The sequence below is a fragment of the Rhodococcus sp. RS1C4 genome (assembly GCF_002258225.1).
Taxonomy (GTDB): domain Bacteria; phylum Actinomycetota; class Actinomycetes; order Mycobacteriales; family Mycobacteriaceae; genus Rhodococcoides; species Rhodococcoides fascians_E.
Genome location: NZ_NOXZ01000039.1, coordinates 165,933 through 185,718, shown reverse-complemented (window position 1 = coordinate 185,718; position 19,786 = coordinate 165,933). Strand labels below are relative to the sequence as shown.

General features: G+C 65.2%; 15 protein-coding genes and 1 pseudogene. 3 read left to right on the top strand and 13 right to left on the bottom strand.

Annotated features, from left to right (window positions below; translation table 11 throughout):
- The first annotated feature begins 46 nt into the window (after nucleotides 1-46).
- Nucleotides 47-526, top strand: coding sequence for an anthrone oxygenase family protein (locus CH289_RS21340; RefSeq protein ID WP_094728496.1), 480 nt, complete (start codon nucleotides 47-49; stop codon nucleotides 524-526).
- Here the strand turns inward: CH289_RS21340 and CH289_RS28060 are convergent.
- The gene (locus tag CH289_RS28060) at nucleotides 523-705 is read right to left on the bottom strand and encodes a hypothetical protein (RefSeq protein WP_019665846.1); all 183 of its coding nucleotides are present in this window, start codon (nucleotides 703-705) and stop codon (nucleotides 523-525) included. The two genes, CH289_RS21340 and CH289_RS28060, sit on opposite strands and share 4 nt — an antisense overlap.
- A 61-nt stretch (nucleotides 706-766) precedes the next feature.
- Between CH289_RS28060 and CH289_RS28520 the strand changes: the two genes are divergently transcribed.
- Nucleotides 767-1,360, top strand: a complete 594-nt coding sequence (locus CH289_RS28520) for a DNA-deoxyinosine glycosylase (protein ID WP_080733928.1) — start codon at nucleotides 767-769, stop codon at nucleotides 1,358-1,360.
- 198 nt (nucleotides 1,361-1,558) lie between these two features.
- Here CH289_RS28520 and CH289_RS21325 read toward each other — a convergent pair.
- Nucleotides 1,559-2,473, bottom strand: a pseudogene (locus CH289_RS21325) (glycosyltransferase 87 family protein); the annotation flags it as partial.
- Between the two features lie 119 nt (nucleotides 2,474-2,592).
- Between CH289_RS21325 and CH289_RS21320 the strand changes: the two are divergent.
- Nucleotides 2,593-3,564, top strand: coding sequence for an alpha/beta hydrolase (locus CH289_RS21320; RefSeq protein ID WP_371828575.1), 972 nt, complete (start codon nucleotides 2,593-2,595; stop codon nucleotides 3,562-3,564).
- 16 nt (nucleotides 3,565-3,580) lie between these two features.
- On the opposite strand, the gene CH289_RS21315 is transcribed toward CH289_RS21320, so the two are convergent.
- The 11 genes from CH289_RS21315 to CH289_RS21265 form a co-directional block, all read right to left on the bottom strand.
- A complete protein-coding gene (locus tag CH289_RS21315) occupies nucleotides 3,581-4,501 on the bottom strand; it encodes an acyl-CoA thioesterase (RefSeq protein WP_019665849.1) in 921 nt (306 codons plus the stop codon).
- Entirely contained in the window at nucleotides 4,502-5,920 is a 1,419-nt protein-coding gene (pyk, locus tag CH289_RS21310; protein WP_027498862.1) for a pyruvate kinase, read from the bottom strand. It abuts the gene before it with no gap.
- A gap of 137 nt (nucleotides 5,921-6,057) precedes the next feature.
- Nucleotides 6,058-7,563, bottom strand: coding sequence for a glutamate synthase subunit beta (locus CH289_RS21305; RefSeq protein ID WP_019665851.1), 1,506 nt, complete (start codon nucleotides 7,561-7,563; stop codon nucleotides 6,058-6,060).
- Nucleotides 7,556-12,139 (bottom strand): glutamate synthase large subunit, encoded by a 4,584-nt coding sequence (gene gltB / locus CH289_RS21300; RefSeq protein ID WP_026347901.1) that lies wholly within the window; start codon nucleotides 12,137-12,139, stop codon nucleotides 7,556-7,558. The genes CH289_RS21305 and gltB overlap by 8 nt, the downstream gene beginning before the upstream one ends.
- Nucleotides 12,140-12,437: 298 nt before the next feature.
- A complete protein-coding gene (locus CH289_RS21295) occupies nucleotides 12,438-13,373 on the bottom strand; it encodes a TM2 domain-containing protein (protein ID WP_094728494.1) in 936 nt (311 codons plus the stop codon).
- Between the two features lie 3 nt (nucleotides 13,374-13,376).
- Complete coding sequence (lgt, locus tag CH289_RS21290; RefSeq protein WP_019665854.1) at nucleotides 13,377-14,411, bottom strand: prolipoprotein diacylglyceryl transferase; 1,035 nt, start codon at nucleotides 14,409-14,411, stop codon at nucleotides 13,377-13,379.
- Nucleotides 14,411-15,214 carry a tryptophan synthase subunit alpha gene (trpA, locus tag CH289_RS21285; protein WP_020112017.1) on the bottom strand — a complete coding sequence of 268 codons (804 nt, stop codon included), beginning with the start codon at nucleotides 15,212-15,214 and terminating at the stop codon, nucleotides 14,411-14,413. The genes lgt and trpA overlap by 1 nt, the downstream gene beginning before the upstream one ends.
- A complete protein-coding gene (gene trpB, locus CH289_RS21280; protein ID WP_019665856.1) occupies nucleotides 15,211-16,524 on the bottom strand; it encodes a tryptophan synthase subunit beta in 1,314 nt (437 codons plus the stop codon). Before trpB ends, trpA begins: the two co-directional genes overlap by 4 nt.
- A gap of 72 nt (nucleotides 16,525-16,596) precedes the next feature.
- A complete protein-coding gene (trpC, locus tag CH289_RS21275) occupies nucleotides 16,597-17,406 on the bottom strand; it encodes an indole-3-glycerol phosphate synthase TrpC (RefSeq protein ID WP_020112015.1) in 810 nt (269 codons plus the stop codon).
- A 78-nt stretch (nucleotides 17,407-17,484) separates the two neighbouring features.
- Entirely contained in the window at nucleotides 17,485-18,183 is a 699-nt protein-coding gene (locus CH289_RS21270) for a TIGR02234 family membrane protein (protein WP_019665858.1), read from the bottom strand.
- Nucleotides 18,180-19,766, bottom strand: coding sequence for an anthranilate synthase component I (locus tag CH289_RS21265; protein ID WP_033188590.1), 1,587 nt, complete (start codon nucleotides 19,764-19,766; stop codon nucleotides 18,180-18,182). Before CH289_RS21265 ends, CH289_RS21270 begins: the two co-directional genes overlap by 4 nt.
- Nucleotides 19,767-19,786 lie beyond the last annotated feature (20 nt).

The following is a 19,786-nucleotide window of genomic DNA, read 5'->3' as shown; positions in this document are numbered from 1 at the left end:
AGCCACTCGGAGGCATGCTGGACGAACCGACAGAAGGGACACCGTCGTGCTCGAGAAGGTTGCATCCATCGCCACCACGACCTCTGCCGTCGGGTGCGGGCTGACAGCGGGGGTGCTGCTGGCGTTCTCGGTCGGCGTCATGCCCGCGCTGAGAACGCGACCCGCCGCCGACGCCGCTGCCACGATGCAGCAGATCAACAACGTGATCGTCTCACCTGTGTTCCTGACGGTCTTCCTCGGCGCCGCTGCTGCTGCAGTGGCCGCGGCCGTCACGAGCCTTGCGTCGGGCGGAGATTCGGGGACGCTCGTCGTTGCCGGCGCCGTGGTGTACGTGGTCGGGTGCGTAGCGATGACGGTCGCAATCAACGTGCCGCTCAACGATTCTCTGGCCTCGGTCGACCCGTCCAGCAGCCACGGTGCTTCGGTGTGGGCGGACTACCTCACCCGCTGGACGCGGTGGAACCATGCCAGGACTGCGGCGGCCACTCTGGCGTGTGCTGTGTTGACCGCGGCGGCGCGGATCTAATCTGCTTGCGGTTGCTCGTGACGATGACGGATCTCGGCTTCGAACTTCTCGATCAGAGCATCCGCCTCGGCGAGCTCGGCGCCTTGCGCACCCTCGTCCATCGATTGGTCGCGGCCGCGCTTGAGCACAGCGAGTTCTGCGTCGAGTTCATGATTGTCGAGTACTCGTGGATCCAACATAGCTCCATTGTCGTCGACGACGCCGGTGCCCGCACGCGATTGGGCCTGACATGCTGGTGGGATGACCACGGTGCACAGCTTTCCGCCGATAGTCGACCGTTCGTCGCACACGTTGATCCTCGGCTCCATGCCCGGAGTGGCGTCACTGAGAGCGGCGCAGTACTACGCGCATCCTCGTAACGCGTTCTGGCCGATCATGGGTGCGTTGTTCGGTGCGGGCCCGGAGAAGTCCTACGACGAGCGAACAGCGATTCTGCTCGCGCGTGGAATCGCGGTGTGGGATGTGGTGAAGCTATGCACGCGGCGCGGGAGCCTCGACTCCGCGATCGTCGATTCGACTGTCGTGACGAACGACTTCGACTCCCTGCTCGGCGAATTTCCTTCCATCCGGCGCATCGTCTTCAACGGAGCCAAGGCGGAGACGAGTTTCGTTCGTCACGTCGCCCCGTCCGTACGCGATGTCGCTGTACGTCGGCTTCCGTCGACCAGTCCCGCTCACGCCTCTCTGTCCTTCGACCGAAAGCTCGACGCGTGGCGAACGATCGCGCAGCCTCGGCCGGCGATATCTGGGTCCTACGGTCGAGACGAGGGCCACCAGGAGAACGACGACGAACACGATCGGGTAGACCGACGTAACCGGAATCCACGCCCATGACGGGACGCCGAGCATGAATGTGCCGATGACGGCAGTGCCGCTGGGCGCCGTCCAGTACCAGGCGACGAACGGGGCCACGACGAGGGCCGGCACCGCCCAGCTCCAGGACCGAGCGGATCTCGCGGCCCAGTCCAGTACCACCACGACCAACGGCACGCACCACACCCAGTGATGCCCCCACGAGAACGGGGACACCATGGGTGTTGTCAGGCCGCAGATCGTCAACGACAACAATCGAGCGCCTCGTCGCTCGGCCGCCACCGCGCACCACAGTCCGATCGCGCCGACGACGAGAACACAGCCGAGCCACAGCACCATCGGCGGGGACCCGTCGGACCAGAGTCGAGCGAGCACACCGTGCACCGACTGATTCGCCGGCGACGGTAGCCACCCGATCCGATCGGACTGGAAGATCGCGCTGGTCCAGAAGGTGCGTGCGTCGTCGAACAACAGAATCGATCCCGCGAGGACGGTGGCGACGAACGTCGCGACGGCCACCGCCGCAGTCCGGAACTGTTTGATGGCAAGCGCGTACACGACGAAGAATGCCGGCGTCAGTTTCAACCCCGCGGCGAGGCCGACGCCGATTCCTCGTAGGCGACTGCCGTCGGGACGGCCGAGGTCCCACAGCACGAGGATCAGCAGTAGAAGGTTGATCTGCCCGAGCCACAGCGTCATTCGAACTGGTTCGAGCCAGGTGAACGCAATCGCCGACCCCAGGGAGACGACATGAGTGGGCACTCCGCGATATCCGAGAATCCGCCAACTCGACAGCACCGCGAGATAGAGAAGCAGGATGTTGACGATGCCCACGACCGCCGTCGTGGCCGAGATCGGTAGCACGGCAAGCGTAACGAACACCACAGCAGCGAACGGCGGGTAGGTGAACGGGAGCGCTGTGTCGAACAGCGAGAACGAATACAGGCCCTCACCGGTCAGCAACGTCCCGCCGCCGTGCCGGTACACGATGGCGTCGACCCCGTTTCCGAACAGTCCGTACAAGCCGGCGAATCCCAACGTCCACGCGTGTGCGACGAGCGCGACGGCTGCGGCGACAACTGCACACGTGACCCATCGCCCGTCGTGTCGTCGAAACGTGTCTGTTCCCGGCATGAATCGGAGAATATTGCGAATCCGTGAAATGTCACGGACGACACGGGTGAACTTTGTCGTTTCGACGCTGGATCGTTAGCAGAGGTCACGCCGATCCATGCCACCATCGATTGATGCGGATGTGGCAGAAGTTACTGATGTTGCGTTCCGTCGTCGTGATCGCGCTCGCTGCGAGTGTCCTCGCGATCGCCGGTCCCGCGTACGCCGGTCCCGCCGAAGCCGCCCGTGTGGTCGATGTGCGCGCCGTGTCCGCAACTCACTCGGTAGTCGACGTGTACTCGCCGTCCATGGACAAGGTGATCTCGAACGACGTCCTGCGGCCTTCCCACGGCGGCACTCTTCCCACCCTGTATCTCCTGAACGGTGCACTCGGGAACGAGGACGGCGTGGGATGGCTCGGAAACTCTTCGGTAGCGGAGTTCTTCGCCGACAAGAACGTCACCGTCGTCATGCCGGTCGGTGGGAGGTTCAGCTTCTACACCGACTGGCAGAACCCCGACCCGGTGCTCGGAAACTACAAGTGGCAGACGTATCTCACCCGCGAACTGCCCCAGGCGATCGACGGCCACTTCGGCTCGACCGGGAAGAACGGCATCGCCGGCCTGTCCATGAGCGGAGGCCCCGCGCTCGATCTTGCCATTCAGGCACCGGACGTGTTCGATGCCGCGGCGTCGTTCAGCGGCTGCCCTGCACCCTCGAATCCGTTTGCGATGGCGGGAATCTCGACGATGATCGCGGGTGGCCTGAACAATCCGTTCAACATGTGGGGATTGCCCGGCAACCCTGCGTGGCGCGAACACGACCCGGCCGTGAACGTCGAAAGACTGCGCGGCACAGCGGTGTACGTCAGCGCATCGGAGGGGCAACCGGGGCCGGTGGACCGTATCCCTGTCGGCGCTTTCCCACCCGTCGGCGGAATCGTCGTCGAAGCGCTCGTCAACTACTGCACGTCACTGTTCGTCGACGCTCTGCACCGAACTGGAGTTCCGGCAACGATTTCCATGCGTGAGCGGGGCGCTCACACCTGGCCGCTCTTCGAAGACCAGCTACGCGAAGCCTGGACCACGACGATCGCGCCTGCCCTGGCCTGAGCGTCGGGCCCCCGAGTCAGGCCTTCCGTGGGAAGTGCCTGATCAGACCTTCCTGCACCACGGTCGCGAGAAGCAAGCCGTCCATCGAGAAGAACCTACCCGTGGCCAGGCCTCTGGACCCCGCCGCGACGGGAGACTCCGTCGCGTACAGCGCCCAGTCGTCGAACCGGAACGGTCGATGGAACCAGATGGAATGGTTCACCGTCGCCGCGACGATGCGGTCGAACCCCCAGGACAGACCGTGAGTGGTGATGATCGAGTCGAGCACCGTCGTGTCCGACGCGTATCCCATAGTGGCGGCGTGGAAAATCGGGTCGTCGGGAAGGTCGCCGTCGGCTTTCATCCACACGCGGTTGTGGTTGAGTTTCTCCCCGGTCCCCTGCAGAATCCACGCCGGATCGTTCGCGTAGCGCATGTCGATCGGTTTGAGGGCGTCGACGAACATCTGCAGCCTGTCCTCGTACCCGACGAAGTGGTCGCCGAGCGGCGGCAATGCGTCCGGGTACGGAACATCGGGCAGTTCGACACTGTGCTCGAGCCCGGTGCCGAAATCCTGGAACGCGGCGAGCATCACGAAGATCTCGTTGCCGTCCTGATAGGCCGTGACCTGCCTGTTCGCGAATGCTCGACCGTCGCGGTGTCGATCGACGTGATACTCGATCGGCTTCTTCACATCACCGCCGCGGATGAAGTGCGCGTTGATCGCGTGTACGTCGCGGGTCGTTCCCGTGACCGTTCGGCCCGCCGCGATGAGCGCTTGCGCCACCAGCTGACCACCGAACGTGCGACTCCCGACCTGGCGAGGATGCACTCCCCGAAATTTGTCCTCGCCGAACTCCTCGAGCTGAAGCAGCTCGAGGAGTGTGTCCAGGTCGGTCGTCACATCACGATCACTGCTGGGCGCAGTAGCTGCGCCGGTTCCCCCCGCGTCGGTCACTTACCGGTCCTCTTCCCCAATTCGATGCACGTGGATCAAGTTGGTCGAGCCTACTGTGCCGGGAGGCGCTCCGGCGACGATCACGACCTGATCGCCCCTGTTGTAGCGGCCGAGCTCCAGGAGTGCCTTGTCCACTTCGAGAACCATCGCGTCGGTGGTCGCGACCTCGGGGACCAGGAACGTCTCGGTTCCCCAGCTCAGCGCCAGCTGCGAGCGCACCTCGGGAATCGAGGTGAACGCCAGCAGTGGAAGCGACGTGTGCAGGCGCGCCAACCGTCGAACGGTGTCTCCGGACTGAGTGAACGCGACGAGCGCCTTGGCGTCGAGACGTTCGCCGATGTCCCGCGCAGCGTAGGAGATGACGCCTCGCTTGGTACGCGGAACGTGAGTCAAAGGAGGAACGGGATCGCCCTCGCTCTCGACCGTTTCGACGATGCGGGCCATGGTGCGGACGGTCTCCATCACGTACTTGCCGACGGAGGTCTCACCGGACAACATGACCGCGTCGGTGCCGTCGAGCACGGCGTTCGCGACGTCGGACGCCTCGGCCCTGGTAGGACGGGAGTTCTCGATCATCGACTCGAGCATCTGGGTGGCGACGATGACGGGCTTGGCGTTGGCGCGGGCGATCTGAATCGCGCGCTTCTGCACCAGGGGAACCTGCTCGAGAGGGAGCTCGACGCCGAGGTCGCCGCGGGCGACCATGACCGCGTCGAACGCGAGCACGATGGCTTCGAGGTTGTCCACGGCTTCGGGCTTCTCGAGCTTCGCGATGACCGGCACTCGGCGACCGACGCGATCCATGACCGCGTGCACGAGCTCGACGTCCGCGGGGGAACGAACGAACGACAGTGCGATGAAGTCGACTCCGAGCGACAAGGCGAACTCGAGATCGGCAATGTCCTTCTCGGACAACGCCGGAACGGACACGTCCATGCCGGGCAGGGACACACCCTTGTTGTTGCTGACCGGTCCGCCTTCGGTGACGCGGCACAGCACGTCGTTGCCTTCGACTCCGGTGACGACCAAGCCGACCTTGCCGTCGTCGACGAGGAGCCTGTCACCTTCCTTGGCGTCCTGCGCCAATTCCTTGTACGTGGTCGACACGCGATCGTGCGTGCCGTCGCACTCGTCGACGGTGATGCGTACCAATTCACCGGCGGCCCAGGTGGTCTTGCCTTCCGTGAACCGTCCGAGACGGATCTTGGGTCCCTGTAGGTCGGCAAGGATGCCGACGGCTTTGCCGGTGGCATTCGAGGCCGCACGGACCCACTCGTAGTTGGCCTGATGATCGGGGTGATCACCATGGCTGAAATTCAGTCGAGCGACATCCATTCCACTCTCGACGAGTTCGCGGATTCGCTCAGCGCTGGCGGTTGCAGGTCCAAGGGTGCAAACGATCTTCGTACGTCGGCTCACGACCACGAGCGTAGTCGGTGCCCCTCACCTTCTCTACGGCAGAGGTAACCGACGCAATACTACTGGCCGGTAGTAGTGAGTTGCCACAGGTGAACAGACCTGGATCGGTACAGACTACGACTTCACAACGGTGCTGATCACACCACTGCGAGAGGCAGAGCCGTCGGATGAACGGGCGACGGAAGGTCGGAGCGACCGGTCAGGAACGCGTCGACGCCATGCGCCGCGGACCGTCCCTCTGCAATGGCCCAGACCACCAAGGACGCGCCGCGATGAGCGTCGCCGCAGACGAACACGCCGGGAGCGGTGGTCTGCCAGTCGGGCCCACAGGAAAGCGAACCGCGACGAGTGAGCGACAGGCCGTAGTCGTCGAGAAGAGGACTGTGCTCGACACCGTCGAATCCGATCGCGAAGAGCGCGAGATCGCAGGGAAGCTCGACTTCCTCACCGATGGGGGTGATGATCCGTCGGCCGTCTGCGTCGCGCTGTACCTCGACCTCGGCGAGGACCATCGCTCGAACGCGGCCGTTCTCGTCGCCCAGAAAACGTTGGACGGCAACCTGATGCCGCACGACACCACCCTCGGCGTGGGCCGGTGAGGTGCGCAGAACGAGGGGCCACGACGGCCACGGCGACTTGGAGTCGTCCCGAGCATCCGGAAGCGCCTGGTTGTAATCCAGCTGCGTCACCGACGCGGCGCCCTGACGGTGCGCCGTGCCGAGACAGTCGGCTCCGGTGTCTCCGCCGCCGATGATGACGACGTGCTTGTCCTTGGCCGAGATGGACGTGGGGCCGTCGCCCTCGCATTCCTTGTTCGACGGCACCAAATGCTCCATGGCGAGGTGGATACCGCTCAGACCACGACCCTCGACCTCGGTGTTGTCCCGCGCCCGCAATGCACCGACAGCAAGAACCACAGCGTCGAACTTCGCCCGCAATTGTTCGACGGTGAAGTCGATTCCGACCTCGCAGTCGGTGACGAAATGGGTACCCTCCGCACGCATCTGCATGAGGCGCTGATCCAGAACCGACTTCTCCAATTTGAACTCGGGGATGCCGTACCGAAGCAGACCTCCGAGCCTGTCGTCCCGTTCGTACACGGTGACGTCGTGACCCGCGCGGGTCAGCTGCTGCGCGGCGGCGAGTCCGGCCGGGCCGGAGCCGACCACCGCGACGGTCTTACCCGTGCTGATCGTCGGCGGCTGCGGTACGACGCTGCCTTCGTCCCACGCAAGGTCCGCGATGGTCTGCTCGACGCGCTTGATCGTCACGCTTCCACCGGTCTCGCTCTCCGAGATCGAGAGCACGCACGCAGCTTCGCAGGGTGCAGGACACACACGGCCGGTGAACTCCGGGAAGTTGTTCGTCGCGTGCAGGCGATCGCTCGCAGCGTCCCAGCGGTCTCGACGCACCAGGTCGTTCCACTCCGGAATCAGGTTGCCGAGGGGGCAGCCCGCAGTTCCGGAGTGGCAGAACGGAATTCCACAATCCATGCACCGGCGTGCCTGATCGGAGACCTCGGCTGCTCGCTCGTCGGCAGGCTGGTGCGAGTAGACCTCTTTCCAGTCCTTGACCCGCTCACCGATCGGCCGCTTCGCTGCTTCCTGCTTGACGATGTTCAGAAATCCTCGTGGGTCAGCCACGTGCAGCCTCCATGATTGCTGAGTCGACGTCGCGCCCCTCGGCGCGCGCCATCGAGGTCGCCTCCAGCACACGCTGATAGTCGACGGGCATGATCTTGGTGAACAGAGCGGAACGGCGCGGCCAATCCGCGAGCAGCGACGACGCCACCGCGGATCCCGTCCACTTCCGGTGGTTCTCGACGGTGTCCCGCAGCCATGCGAGATCGTCGGGATCGGGCGTCTGCAGAGACACCATGGCCATGTTGACGTTGCTCTCGTCCAGCCCGAGGACGAAGGCGATACCTCCGGACATACCGGCGGCCATGTTGCGTCCGGTCGGTCCGAGGACAACGACACGGCCACCTGTCATGTACTCGAACGCGTGGTCGCCGACGCCTTCGTTGACCGCAGTCGCGCCGGAATTCCTGACCGCGAACCGCTCCCCCACCCGTCCGCGCAGGAAGACCTCACCCGCAGTGGCGCCGTAGAGAATGGTGTTGCCGGCGATGACGTTGTCCTCCGCGACGAAGGTGGCGTCGGATGACGGCCGGACGACGACGCGGCCGCCCGAAAGCCCCTTTCCGACATAGTCGTTGGCGTCACCGATCAGATCGAGGGTGATCCCGGTGGGGAGGAATGCACCGAGCGACTGACCTGCAGACCCTGTCAGTTCGACGCGCACCGTGTCGTCGGGAAGCCCCGCACCGCCGTACCGGCGCGTGACCTCCGCACCCAACAGAGTGCCGACGGTTCGGTTGACGTTGCGCACCGGCAGTTCCAGTTTCACGGGATGCGCATCCTCGAGTGCACCCTCGGCCAACTGGATCAGGGTTCGGTCGAGCGCGAGATCGAGTCCGTGGTCCTGACCGCGGAGGCGTCGACGCTGCGTCATCGGTGCGCCGTGCTGATCCTTCGGCATGGCGAAGATCGGCGTCAGGTCCAAGCCCTTGCTCTTCCAGTGCGCCACACCGGCGGCCGTCTCCAGAGCATCTGCGTGCCCGACGGCTTCGTCGATGCTGCGGAAACCGAGCTGCGCCAGATACTTGCGCACGTCCTCGGCCACGAACCGGAAGAAGTCCTCCAGGAACTCGGGCTTTCCGGTGAACCGTTTGCGTAGTTCCGGGTTCTGGGTCGCCACGCCCACCGGGCACGTGTCGAGATGACACACACGCATCATGATGCATCCCGACACGATGAGCGGAGCCGTCGAGAATCCGAACTCCTCGGCACCGAGCAGCGCCGCCACGATGACGTCCCTGCCGGTGCGGAGCCCACCGTCGCACTGCACCGTGATTCGGTCGCGGAGTCCGTTGAGTACCAGAGTCTGCTGAGCGTCGGCGAGACCGATCTCCCACGGAGCGCCCGCGTGCTTGAGCGACGTCAACGGCGCCGCACCCGTGCCGCCGTCGTAACCCGAGATCAGGACGACGTCGGCGTGCGCTTTGCTCACACCCGTTGCCACGGTGCCCACTCCGACCGAGCTGACGAGTTTGACGTGGACGCGTGCATTCTCGTTGGCGTTCTTGAGATCGTGGATCAGCTGCGCCAGGTCCTCGATGGAGTAGATGTCGTGATGCGGGGGCGGCGAGATGAGACCGACACCCGGCGTCGAGTGACGGGTCTTGGCGACCCACGGATACACCTTGTAGCCGGGCAGTTGACCACCCTCACCAGGTTTCGCGCCCTGCGCCATCTTGATCTGAATGTCGCTGGCATTGACCAGATAGTCGCTCGTGACCCCAAAGCGGCCGCTCGCCACCTGCTTGACCGCGCTGCGACGAGACTTGTCGTACAACCGATCCGTGTCCTCGCCGCCCTCACCGGAATTGGAGCGACCGCCGAGGTTGTTCATGGCGACGGCCATGGTCTCGTGCGCTTCGGCAGAGATCGACCCGTAGCTCATCGCACCGGTGTTGAACCTGGTGACGATCGACTCGGCCGACTCGACCTCGTCCAGCGGAACAGGGGCGCGCAGGCCTTCCTTGAACTCGAACAAACCGCGGAGCGCACCACCTTCCCGCGCCAGCCGGTCCACCTCGCTGCTGTACTTCTGGAACACGTCGTAACGCCCGGTGCGGGTCGCGTGCTGAAGCAGGAAGACGGTTTCCGGAGTGAACAGATGCAGCTCGCCCTCGCGACGGAACTGATATTCACCACCGATGTCGAGACGACGGTGGACCCGGTCGGTGGGGTTCTCCGGGTAGGCGCGACGATGCCGCAGCTTGACTTCCTCGGCGAGAACGTCCAGGCCGACACCGCCGAGGGTGCTGACCGTCCCCTTGAAGTACTCGCGGACGACCTCCTTGTCGAGACCGACGGCCTCGAAGACCTGCGCACCGGTGTAGGAGCCGACCGTGGAGATGCCCATCTTCGACATCACCTTGAGCACGCCCTTGCCCAGTCCGTACAGGTAGTTGCGGACCGCGACCGTGGACTCGACACCGGTGAGTTCACCCTCAGCGACGAGATCCTCGATGGACTCCATCGCCAGATACGGATTGACCGCCGCTGCACCGAAACCGATCAGCAGGGCGAGGTGGTGGACCTCGCGTGCGTCACCGGACTCGACGACGAGAGCGACCTTGGTGCGTTCCTTGGTGCGCACCAGGTGATGGTGGACTGCAGCCGTGGCCAACAGCGACGGAATCGGCGCGTACGTGTGGTCGGAGTCCCGATCGGAGATGATGAGCGTTCGGTATCCGGCGGCGATCGCATCACTGGCACGACGACGCAGATCCTCGAGGGCTTCGGCGAGCCCCTCGCCGCCGCGCTCGACCTCGTACAGTGCCCGCAGCACAGTGGCCGACAAGCCAGGGTGATCGCCGTCGAAGTTGATGTGAATGATCTTGTTCAGTTCGTCGTTGTCCAACACCGGCCACGGCAGAACGATCTGACGGCACGACGCAGCGGACGGTTCGAGCAAGTTCTGCTCCGGGCCCATCACTCGCGTCAGCGACGTGACGATCTCCTCGCGAATGGAATCGAGCGGCGGGTTGGTGACCTGGGCGAACAGTTCGATGAAGTAGTCGTACAGCTGCTTCGACCGCTGCGAGAGCACAGCGGGTGGCGTGTCGGTTCCCATCGATCCCAACGGCTCACCGCCCGACGCGGCCATCGGCGTCAGCACGACGCGCAGGTCTTCCTCGGTGTACCCGAACGCAACCTGCCGACGAACCACCGAGTCGTGGTTGTACTGGATGTGCGCACGATCGGGCAGGCTCTTGATCTCGAGCAGGCCTGCATGCAGCCATTCCTGATAGGGGTGCTCCGACGCGAGCTGCAGTTTGATCTCCTCGTCGGGAACGAGACGGCCTGCCTCCGTGTCGATCAGGAACATCTTGCCGGGCTCGAGCCGTCCCTTGGCCACCACCTCGGACTGCGGCACGTCCAGCACACCGGCCTCGCTGGCGAGAATGACCCGACCGTCCTCGGTCTGCCACCACCTGCCCGGACGAAGACCGTTCCGGTCCAGCACGGCCCCGACGTACGCACCATCGGTGAACGTGACGCAGGCGGGCCCGTCCCACGCCTCCATGACCGACGCATGGAACTGATAGAACGCCCGCACCGCCGGATCCATGGTGCTGTGGTTCTCCCACGGCTCGGGGACCATCATCATGACCACGTGCGGCACACTGCGCCCGCCGAGATGCAGAAGTTCGAGGACCTCGTCGAGAGACACCGAATCCGAACCGTCCGGATTGCAGATCGGGTACAGACGCTCCAGATCACCGGGAATGAGACTCGACGCCAGCATCGCCTCACGGGCGCGCATACGGTTTCGGTTGCCCTTGACGGTGTTGATCTCACCGTTGTGCGCGACGTACCGATGCGGGTGCGCCAGCGGCCACGACGGAAACGTGTTGGTGGAGAATCGACTGTGCACAATGGCAATTGCGCTCATGCACAACGGGTCACGAAGATCCGGGAAGAACAGCGGCAACTGCATCGTCGTCAGCATGCCCTTGTAGACCATCGTCCGCGAGGACAGCGACGGGAAGAACAGCCCGGTGCCGGCAGCTTCGATCTCCGGTGTCACCCGCTCGGCCCGCTTCCTCAAGCCGTAGACCAGACGATCCAGTTCAACGCCCGACGGCCTGACGCCGTTCACCTCGGGAGCCGTCACGAACAGATACGTCATGTGCGGCATACAGCCCAGTGCCGTCACACCGATATCGGCCTTGTCCGGATCGACCTCGACCTCGCTCCACCCGAGAACCGACAGACCCTCCTCGGCGGCAATCGCTTCGACCCGAGCCACGGCGGCAGCCCGCTCACGTACTCCTTGCGGCAGAAAGCACATACCGGCGGCAAACGTGTTCGCGCCGTCGGCGGCGGCGTCGGGCAACGGGAAGTCGGCGAGGGAGGCCAACAGTTCGACCGGAAGCTGAATCAGAATGCCTGCGCCGTCACCACTGTTCGGCTCGGCGCCCGCAGCACCCCGATGCTCCAGATTCTCCAGGGCGAGAACGCCGTCGGCGACGATGCTGTGAGAGCGGCGACCCGCGATGTCCGCGATCATCGCGACGCCGCAGGAATCCTTTTCGCGAGACGGGTCGTACAGCCCCTGCTCCGCCGGCAACTGTGAGAACAGCAAATCCGCCACCTCCCTCTCGGCCAGGGAGGCACCGCAGAGCGAACGGCACTCGAAACATCACGGCGCCGTCTCGTTCTCCTCGGCAACTCCGCTAGCGATCAGCTCCGACACGATTCTAGGCTCGTGGGAGCTCTTGTTTCACTGAACGGGTCTACCGGGACAACTCTGGCCCGCGAAGGAATTCGGCCGTCTCAGCACCGAATGACTGGAGCTTACCGTAGCTCTTGACAAACACCGAAACCACCAGGCCGGCTTACCTCCACCGGCAGGCAGCCACCAGCGAACGATGCCGGCGGATTCAGTCCCGCAGCGGGCGTCCGTTCTGATCGCGCACGTTCCCGGTGAGCATCATGATCCCGTCGATCAACGGCCAGATTCCGCCGATACCGCACGTCAACCACGTCACCGCAATCTGTGCAACGGCCATCCCTGGCTGATTCAGGTAGAACCGTCCGGCACCGAACGGACCGAGGAGTATTCCGAGCACCCCGCCGGTCACCTTCGACTTGTCGGACAACGGCTCGCCCGTCACCGGATGACGGCCGTAGGGAGCGACGGGATCCACACCGTACGGTCCCACGGCATACGCGGGTGGCACGGGATACCCGGGCGGCGGACCGTAGCCATCCGGAGCACCGTAGCCCGGTTGCGGACCGTAACCCTGTGGACCGAAACCCTGTGGAGCACCGAAACCCTGTGGAGCACCGAAACCCTGTGGAGCACCGTAGCCCTGGGATCCGCCATAACCCTGCTGCGGACCGTAACCCTGTCCGTCGTACGGGCCCGGTTGCGGATAGTTCGGATCCGGCGGGCCGTACACGGGGCCGCCCGGTGCGCCGAATGCAGTCGTCGGTGAATCCGCTCGGTACGGCGGGTAACCCTGAGAATCAGGGGCGTGAGCGGCCGTCGGATCACCGGCCGCGGACGCGCGCTTGCCCAGATCGACCGTCGGCTGCGGTGTGGTGTCCGGAGTGCTGGGCGGCGGGTAGCTGGGACTTTCACCCCAACCCGGACCGTTCCCGACCCCGGAGTGGACGTCCCAGCCTGGGCCGGACCCGGAACCGGAGCCGACGGCTCCCGTCACCGGGCCTGCCTCCGAGGTGGCAGGCGGCTCGGACAGCGACGCCTCGGCGGTTGCGTCGTAGTCGAACGACGAGGCGAACTCGGGCCGCGACTCGGTGCCGTCGGATGCGCTACCGGAACCGGATTCCTGATTCTTGTCGGACTCGCTCACCGGTCACTCCTTGTTCGAGGTGGACTGCGCATCGGTCCCCGGCGCCGCGTTGTCGCCGGACGGAACCTCGGCAGCATCGTCGCCGTCGGATGGTTCGTCCCCGGACCTGTCCTCGCCTTCGGACCTGTCGCCGGCCGCGAACCGGTCGTCGTCGAACCTGTCGTCGTCGGACCGGAGCGATGCCGGGTCCTCGCGGCCCTTGGTGGCGAGGACGAAGTACAGCACGGCGAGCACGAACACGATGGCCGACGTGAAGCTGTTGATGCGGATGCCTGCGATGTGGGTGGCGTAGTCGTCGCGCATGAGCTCGACCCAGAACCGACCTGCGCAGTACCCCGCAACATAGAGTGCGAACAGACGACCGTGGCCGATCGAGAACCTGCGGTCCACGACGACCAACAGCGCCACGACGGCGAGACTCCACAGCAGTTCGTACAGGAACGTCGGATGGACGATCTTCTCCACGACGCCCGTCGACACTCCGGTGAGTTGATCGATGCGGCCCGAGTCGTTCACGCGCTCGTAGATCTCGAGTCCCCACGGCACCGTCGTGTCACGGCCGTACAGTTCCTGGTTGAAATAGTTACCGATGCGGCCGATGGCCTGAGCCAGCAGAATCGGAGGACCCACGGCGTCGCCGAACGCGGGCAACGGAATTCCTCGTCGCCTGCACGCGATCCAGGCGCCGACACCACCGAGAAGCACCGCGCCCCAGATTCCGAGGCCGCCCTCCCACACCTTGAGTGCCCGCACGGGATCGCCACCTGGACCGAAGTACGTGCTCCAGTCGGTCGCCACGTGATAGAGCCGCCCGCCCAGCAGACCGAACGGGACCGCCCACACGGCGACGTCGAGAACCGTGCCCTTCGTGCCTCCACGAGCAACCCACCGGCGATCGCCCCACACGATGGCAACGACGATCCCGACGATGATGAACAGTGCGTACGCACGCAGAGCCAGAGGCCCGACGTACCAGACTCCCTGAGGAGGACTGGGAATGTACGCGAGTACTGCGGACGACGCGGAGCTGCCGGACATCACGACGCCACGTTAGCGGATCGGACGCCTTCGGCGAGTTCCGACGTGAGCTCGGCGACCGCATCCAGGCCGCGGTCCACGGCACTGACGAGCGCTGATCCGACGATGACCGCGTCGGCGAACTGCGCGATCTCGGCAGCTTGCGCACCCGACCGGACACCGAGGCCGACGCCCACCGGAATGTCCGAGTGGCGACGAATACGGGCCGTCAGTTCGGGCGCCGCCGAGGACACGGCATCGCGGGCGCCGGTGACACCCATCGTCGACGCGGCGTAGACGAACCCGCGGCTCGCCGCGACCGTGCTGGCGATACGCTCCTCCGTCGACGACGGCGCGACGAGGAAGATGCGGTCGAGGTCATGTCTGTCCGACGCTTCGATCCACTCCCCTGCCTCGTCGGGGATGAGATCGGGCGTGATGATGCCGAGCCCTCCTGCGGCCGCGAGATCACGAGCGAACGCGTCGATCCCGTAGCGCATGACCAAGTTCCAGTACGTCATCACCACGGCCTTGCCACCCGCCGCGGAAACCTTTTCCACGACGGTGAACACGTCGCGAACCCGTGCACCCGCTCGCAGGGCGGTGTCGGCCGCGGCCTGGATCGTCGGTCCGTCCATGACCGGATCCGAATACGGAATCCCGACCTCGACGATGTCGCAACCGGCCGAGACCATGGTCTGGAACACCTCGATCGACTCGGGCACCGTCGGGAATCCTGCAGGCAGATACCCGACGAGAGCAGCGCGATTCTCCGAGCGGCACTGTGCGAACGTGTCCGCGAGCCTCGAACGTCGTTCGGTCATGCTTTCTCGCCCTTCTCGCCGTCTACTTCTGCATCACCGTCACCGTCGACCAGGCCGAACCACTCCGCCGCGGTGTCGACGTCCTTGTCGCCGCGACCGGATAGGTTGACCAGGACGATGGCACCCTCACCGAGTTCCTTGCCCAGCTTCAACGCTCCGGCCACCGCGTGTGCGGACTCGATGGCAGGGATGATTCCTTCGGTACGACTCAGCAGCCGGAACGCGTTCATCGCCTCGGTGTCGGTGATGCCGCGGTACTCGGCACGGCCGATGTCGTTGAGGTACGAGTGCTCCGGACCGACACCCGGATAGTCCAGCCCGGCCGAGATGGAGTGCGATTCGATGGTCTGCCCGTCCTCGTCCTGCAGCAGGTACGAGTAGGTGCCGTGCAACGTACCGGGCGAACCACCACTGATCGTCGCGGCGTGCCTGCCTGTCTCCACGCCATCGCCCGCTGCTTCGAATCCGATCAGACGCACCGACGGATCGTCGATGAAGGCATGGAAGATTCCGATGGCGTTCGATCCGCCACCGACGCAGGCGGCGATGGCGTCGGGCAACCGCCCGGTGGACGCTTGAACCTGCTGCCGCGCTTCGAGTCCGATGATGCGCTGGAAATCGCGCACCATAGCCGGGAAGGGATGCGGCCCGGCGACGGTGCCGAAGCAGTAGTACGTGTTGTCCGCGTGGGCAACCCAATCCCGCAGCGCCTCGTTGATCGCATCCTTCAGGGTTCGCGAACCGGATTTCACCGCGACAACCGAGGATCCGAGCAACCGCATGCGGGCGACGTTCAGAGCCTGACGCTCGGTGTCGACCTCACCCATGTACACGACGCAGTCGAGACCGAGCAGAGCGCACGCGGTTGCTGTGGCGACACCGTGTTGTCCCGCACCGGTTTCCGCGATGACCCGCGTCTTACCCATACGCTTGGCCAGAAGAACCTGACCGAGCACATTGTTGATCTTGTGAGATCCGGTGTGGTTGAGGTCTTCTCGCTTGAGGAGAATGCGCGCACCGCCTGCGTGCTCGGACAGACGGGTCGCCTCGAACACAGGGGACGGCCGTCCGGTGTAATCACGCTGGAGTCGATCGAGCTCGCCGAGGAACTCGTTGTCCGAGCGAACCTTGTCGTACTCGGCGGTGACCTCTTCGATGACGCCCATGAGCGCCTCGGGCACGAACCGGCCACCGTAGACGCCGAAGTGCCCACCTACGTCGGGATCGTGTTGGCTACGGTCGGTCAACCCCAGACTGCTCTGAGGAAGATCGCCGCCCTTGAAACCGGGGTTCGTCTGCGCGCTGCTCACCCGAACAGTCTGCCCCAGCGGCCGCCGGCGGCGACCATCGGGGCAGGATCGATCGGACGGTGGACTTGCCTGTCAGCGAGCGGGGCGAGGGCAGGACGGGTGTGTGCCCGCAGTGACGAGATCCGACACGGCCGTGCGTGGATCACCGCTGGTGACCAAACCTTCTCCGACCAGTACGGCGTCCGCTCCTGCACCTGCGTAGGCCAGGAGATCTGCGGTTCCGCGTACACCGGACTCGGCAATGCGGATGACCTCGCTGGGCAGCCCGGGGGCGATGCGACCGAAGCTGTCACGATCGATTTCCAGCGTCTTCAGGTTGCGGGCGTTGATTCCGATCACCCGGGCACCCGCTTCGAGCGCCCTGTCGGCCTCGGCTTCGGTGTGAACCTCGACGAGCGCGGTCATTCCGAGCGACTCCGTGCGATCGAGCAACGACACGAGCGCGTCCTGCTCCAGCGCCGCGACGATCAGCAGAATCACGTCGGCGCCGTGCGCCCGCGCCTCGTGAATCTGGTACGGACCGACGATGAAGTCCTTGCGCAACACCGGAATACTCACGGCCTTGCGTACGGCGTCCAAGTCTGCGAGCGAGCCGTGGAACCGGCGTTCCTCCGTGAGCACACTGATGATGCGTGCACCGCCCTGCTCGTACGCCTGGGCGAGTGTGGCGGGATCACCGATCTCGGCGAGCGCGCCCTTCGACGGACTTGCCCGCTTGACCTCGGCGATGACACCGATTCCGTCCTCGTGCAGCGCTGCCGTCGCGTTCAGCGGTGCGGGTGCTTTTGCCGCTGCCGCCTTCACGGTCGCGAAGTCGACAACCGACTCCCGGGCAGCGACATCGGCTCGCACACCGTCCAGAATCGAATCGAGAACAGTCATGGTGACCCGAGTCCTTTCCCATCGATGACCTGATGTGAGAAAACTCATTTCAGGCCTGTCCTAGCGTAGTCGGCAGCTTCAGTCTTCTTTTCTCCGGGTGCCCGACGGGTCGGTGGGGTCCTCACCGGCGTCGAGTGCGTCCCACAGCATTCGTTCCGTCAAGTCTTCCCCCTCGTCGTTCGAAGCGGCCCGGTCCGTGGCCGACGATGCTGCCGCTGATGCTCGCCGTGCCACTTCCTCACGACGCGCAGCGGGTGCGTCGTACTTCGAAGACAGTACCTTCCGTGCGGTCGGTTTCCTAAGCAGCATGACGGCGGCGAGCGCCGCGCACAGTGCGCCCACCAGTGCGACGACCGCGGGCAACGTGAACGCCTCCGCGCCGACCACGTCCGCGCGCCCGGGAAGCTCGGCCAGATCCGCAGCCCTCGCCTCCGACACGTCCGAGACCAGAGCCTGCACTGCAGGAATCCCTGCCCCGACCGCCACGAGCCCCACGAGAACCGCGAGAACGCGAGAAGCCCACCCCCGCACCGCGAACGACGCGGCAACCGCCGCCACCAACGCCAGCGCCAACGGAGTCGATGCCGCTGCCCACGTGCTTCCGAGGAGATCCGTCGCGCGGTCCTCGCCGAGCCCGTCGGACGAGATCACGTGAACCCACGTCATCCGCGAACTCCCCCACAGACAGAGCGCCCCGACGAGCATCGCGACGACGGGGATCGCCGCAGCTCTCGATCTCGCCGGTCGCCCGGTGCCCGACGCCGGAGCTGCGGTCACTTCTCTTTCCCTCCCGCCGCATCGTTGCCGACGGCTCGGAGGGATTCGGCCGCGGCAACGGCGCCCAGAACCGCCATCGCCTTGTTCCGTGCCTCGGTGTCCTCGTACTCCGCGACCGAGTCGGCGACCACACCCGCTCCGGCCTGTACATAGGCCGTGCCGTCTTTCATCAGAGCCGTGCGAATCGCGATCGCAGTGTCGGCGTCACCGGAAAAGTCCAGGTATCCGACGATCCCGCCGTACACACCACGCCGCGTCGGTTCGAGTTCGTCGATCAACTCCATCGCGCGCACCTTCGGCGCACCGGACAGCGTTCCTGCCGGGAAGCACGCCTTGACTGCATCGAGTGCCTGCTTGTCTTCGGCCAGATGTCCCGAGACGACGGACACCAAATGCATGACGTGGCTGTATCGCTCGATGTGGCGATAGTCGTGCACCCGCACGGTGCCCGGCGTGCACACGCGCCCCAAGTCGTTGCGACCGAGATCGACCAGCATCAGGTGCTCGGCGTTCTCCTTCTCGTCCGCCAGGAGGTCCTTCTCGAGGAGGATGTCCTCCTCCTCGGACTCGCCTCGCCACCTCGTACCGGCGATCGGGTGAGTCGTGGCGACACCGTCGACGACGGTCACGAGAGCTTCGGGGCTGGATCCGACGATCGAGAACGCGGTCTCGCCGTCCTCGCCCGGCACGTGCAGCAGGTACATGTACGGGCTGGGATTCGACGCTCGAAGCATGCGATACACGTCGAGCGGCGTGGCGTCGGTGTCCATTTCGAATCGCTGCGACAGCACCACCTGGAAAGCTTCGCCCGCCTCGATTTCCTTCACGAGCCTGTCGACGTCCCGTCCGAATCCTTCGGACGTGCGCTGACGGCGGTAGTCCGGCTTGGGTCGGCTCACCGTCGACACGGTCGAGGGTGCGGGCGCCGCGAGATCCGCGCACATTCGGTCCAGTCTGCGAACTGCGTCGTCGTACGCCTCGTCGACACGATCGTCCGTGCCGTCCCAGTTCACCGCGTTGGCGATGAGAGTGATCGCGCCTTCGTGGTGATCGACGGCCGCGAGATCGGTCGCCAGCAGCATCACCATCTCCGGCACCTGCAGGTCGTCCTGAGCGTGCTCCGGCAGCTTCTCGATACGCCGAACAGCGTCGTACCCCATGTAGCCGACCATGCCGCCCGTCAACGGCGGCAGATCGGGAAGCCGTTCCGAGCGCAGTAGTTCGAGCGTCCTTCCCAGAACGTCCAGCGGGTTGCCGCCGGTCGGGACGCCCGCGGGGACGTTGCCGCGCCACACCGCCTCACCGTCGGCCGTCGTCAACGCTGCAGGTGTTCCTGCACCGATGAACGACCACCGTGACCAGGACCGGCCGTTCTCGGCGGACTCGAACAGAAACGTGCCCGGCCGGTCGCCACCGAGCTTGCGGTAGGCGGACAGTGGGGTCTCCGAGTCCGCGAGAACCTTGCGCACCACCGGCACCACTCGGTGCTCGGCTGCGAGCGCCCGAAAGACCTCGCGACTGGTTGTCGATTCCGCATCCGGATCGGAGTGGACGCCGGGCAGGGTGGTGGTCTCGCCATGCATGCGTCCATCCTCCCAGGTGC

Coding starts and splice junctions, on each gene's coding strand:
- CH289_RS28060 (WP_019665846.1), bottom strand. CDS start 705: ATGTTGGATCCACGAGTACTCGACAATCATGAACTCGACGCAGAACTC.
- CH289_RS28520 (WP_080733928.1), top strand. CDS start 767: ATGACCACGGTGCACAGCTTTCCGCCGATAGTCGACCGTTCGTCGCAC.
- CH289_RS21320 (WP_371828575.1), top strand. CDS start 2,593: ATGTGGCAGAAGTTACTGATGTTGCGTTCCGTCGTCGTGATCGCGCTC.
- lgt (WP_019665854.1), bottom strand. CDS start 14,411: ATGTCCGGCAGCTCCGCGTCGTCCGCAGTACTCGCGTACATTCCCAGT.
- trpA (WP_020112017.1), bottom strand. CDS start 15,214: ATGACCGAACGACGTTCGAGGCTCGCGGACACGTTCGCACAGTGCCGC.
- trpC (WP_020112015.1), bottom strand. CDS start 17,406: ATGACTGTTCTCGATTCGATTCTGGACGGTGTGCGAGCCGATGTCGCT.
- CH289_RS21265 (WP_033188590.1), bottom strand. CDS start 19,766: ATGCATGGCGAGACCACCACCCTGCCCGGCGTCCACTCCGATCCGGAT.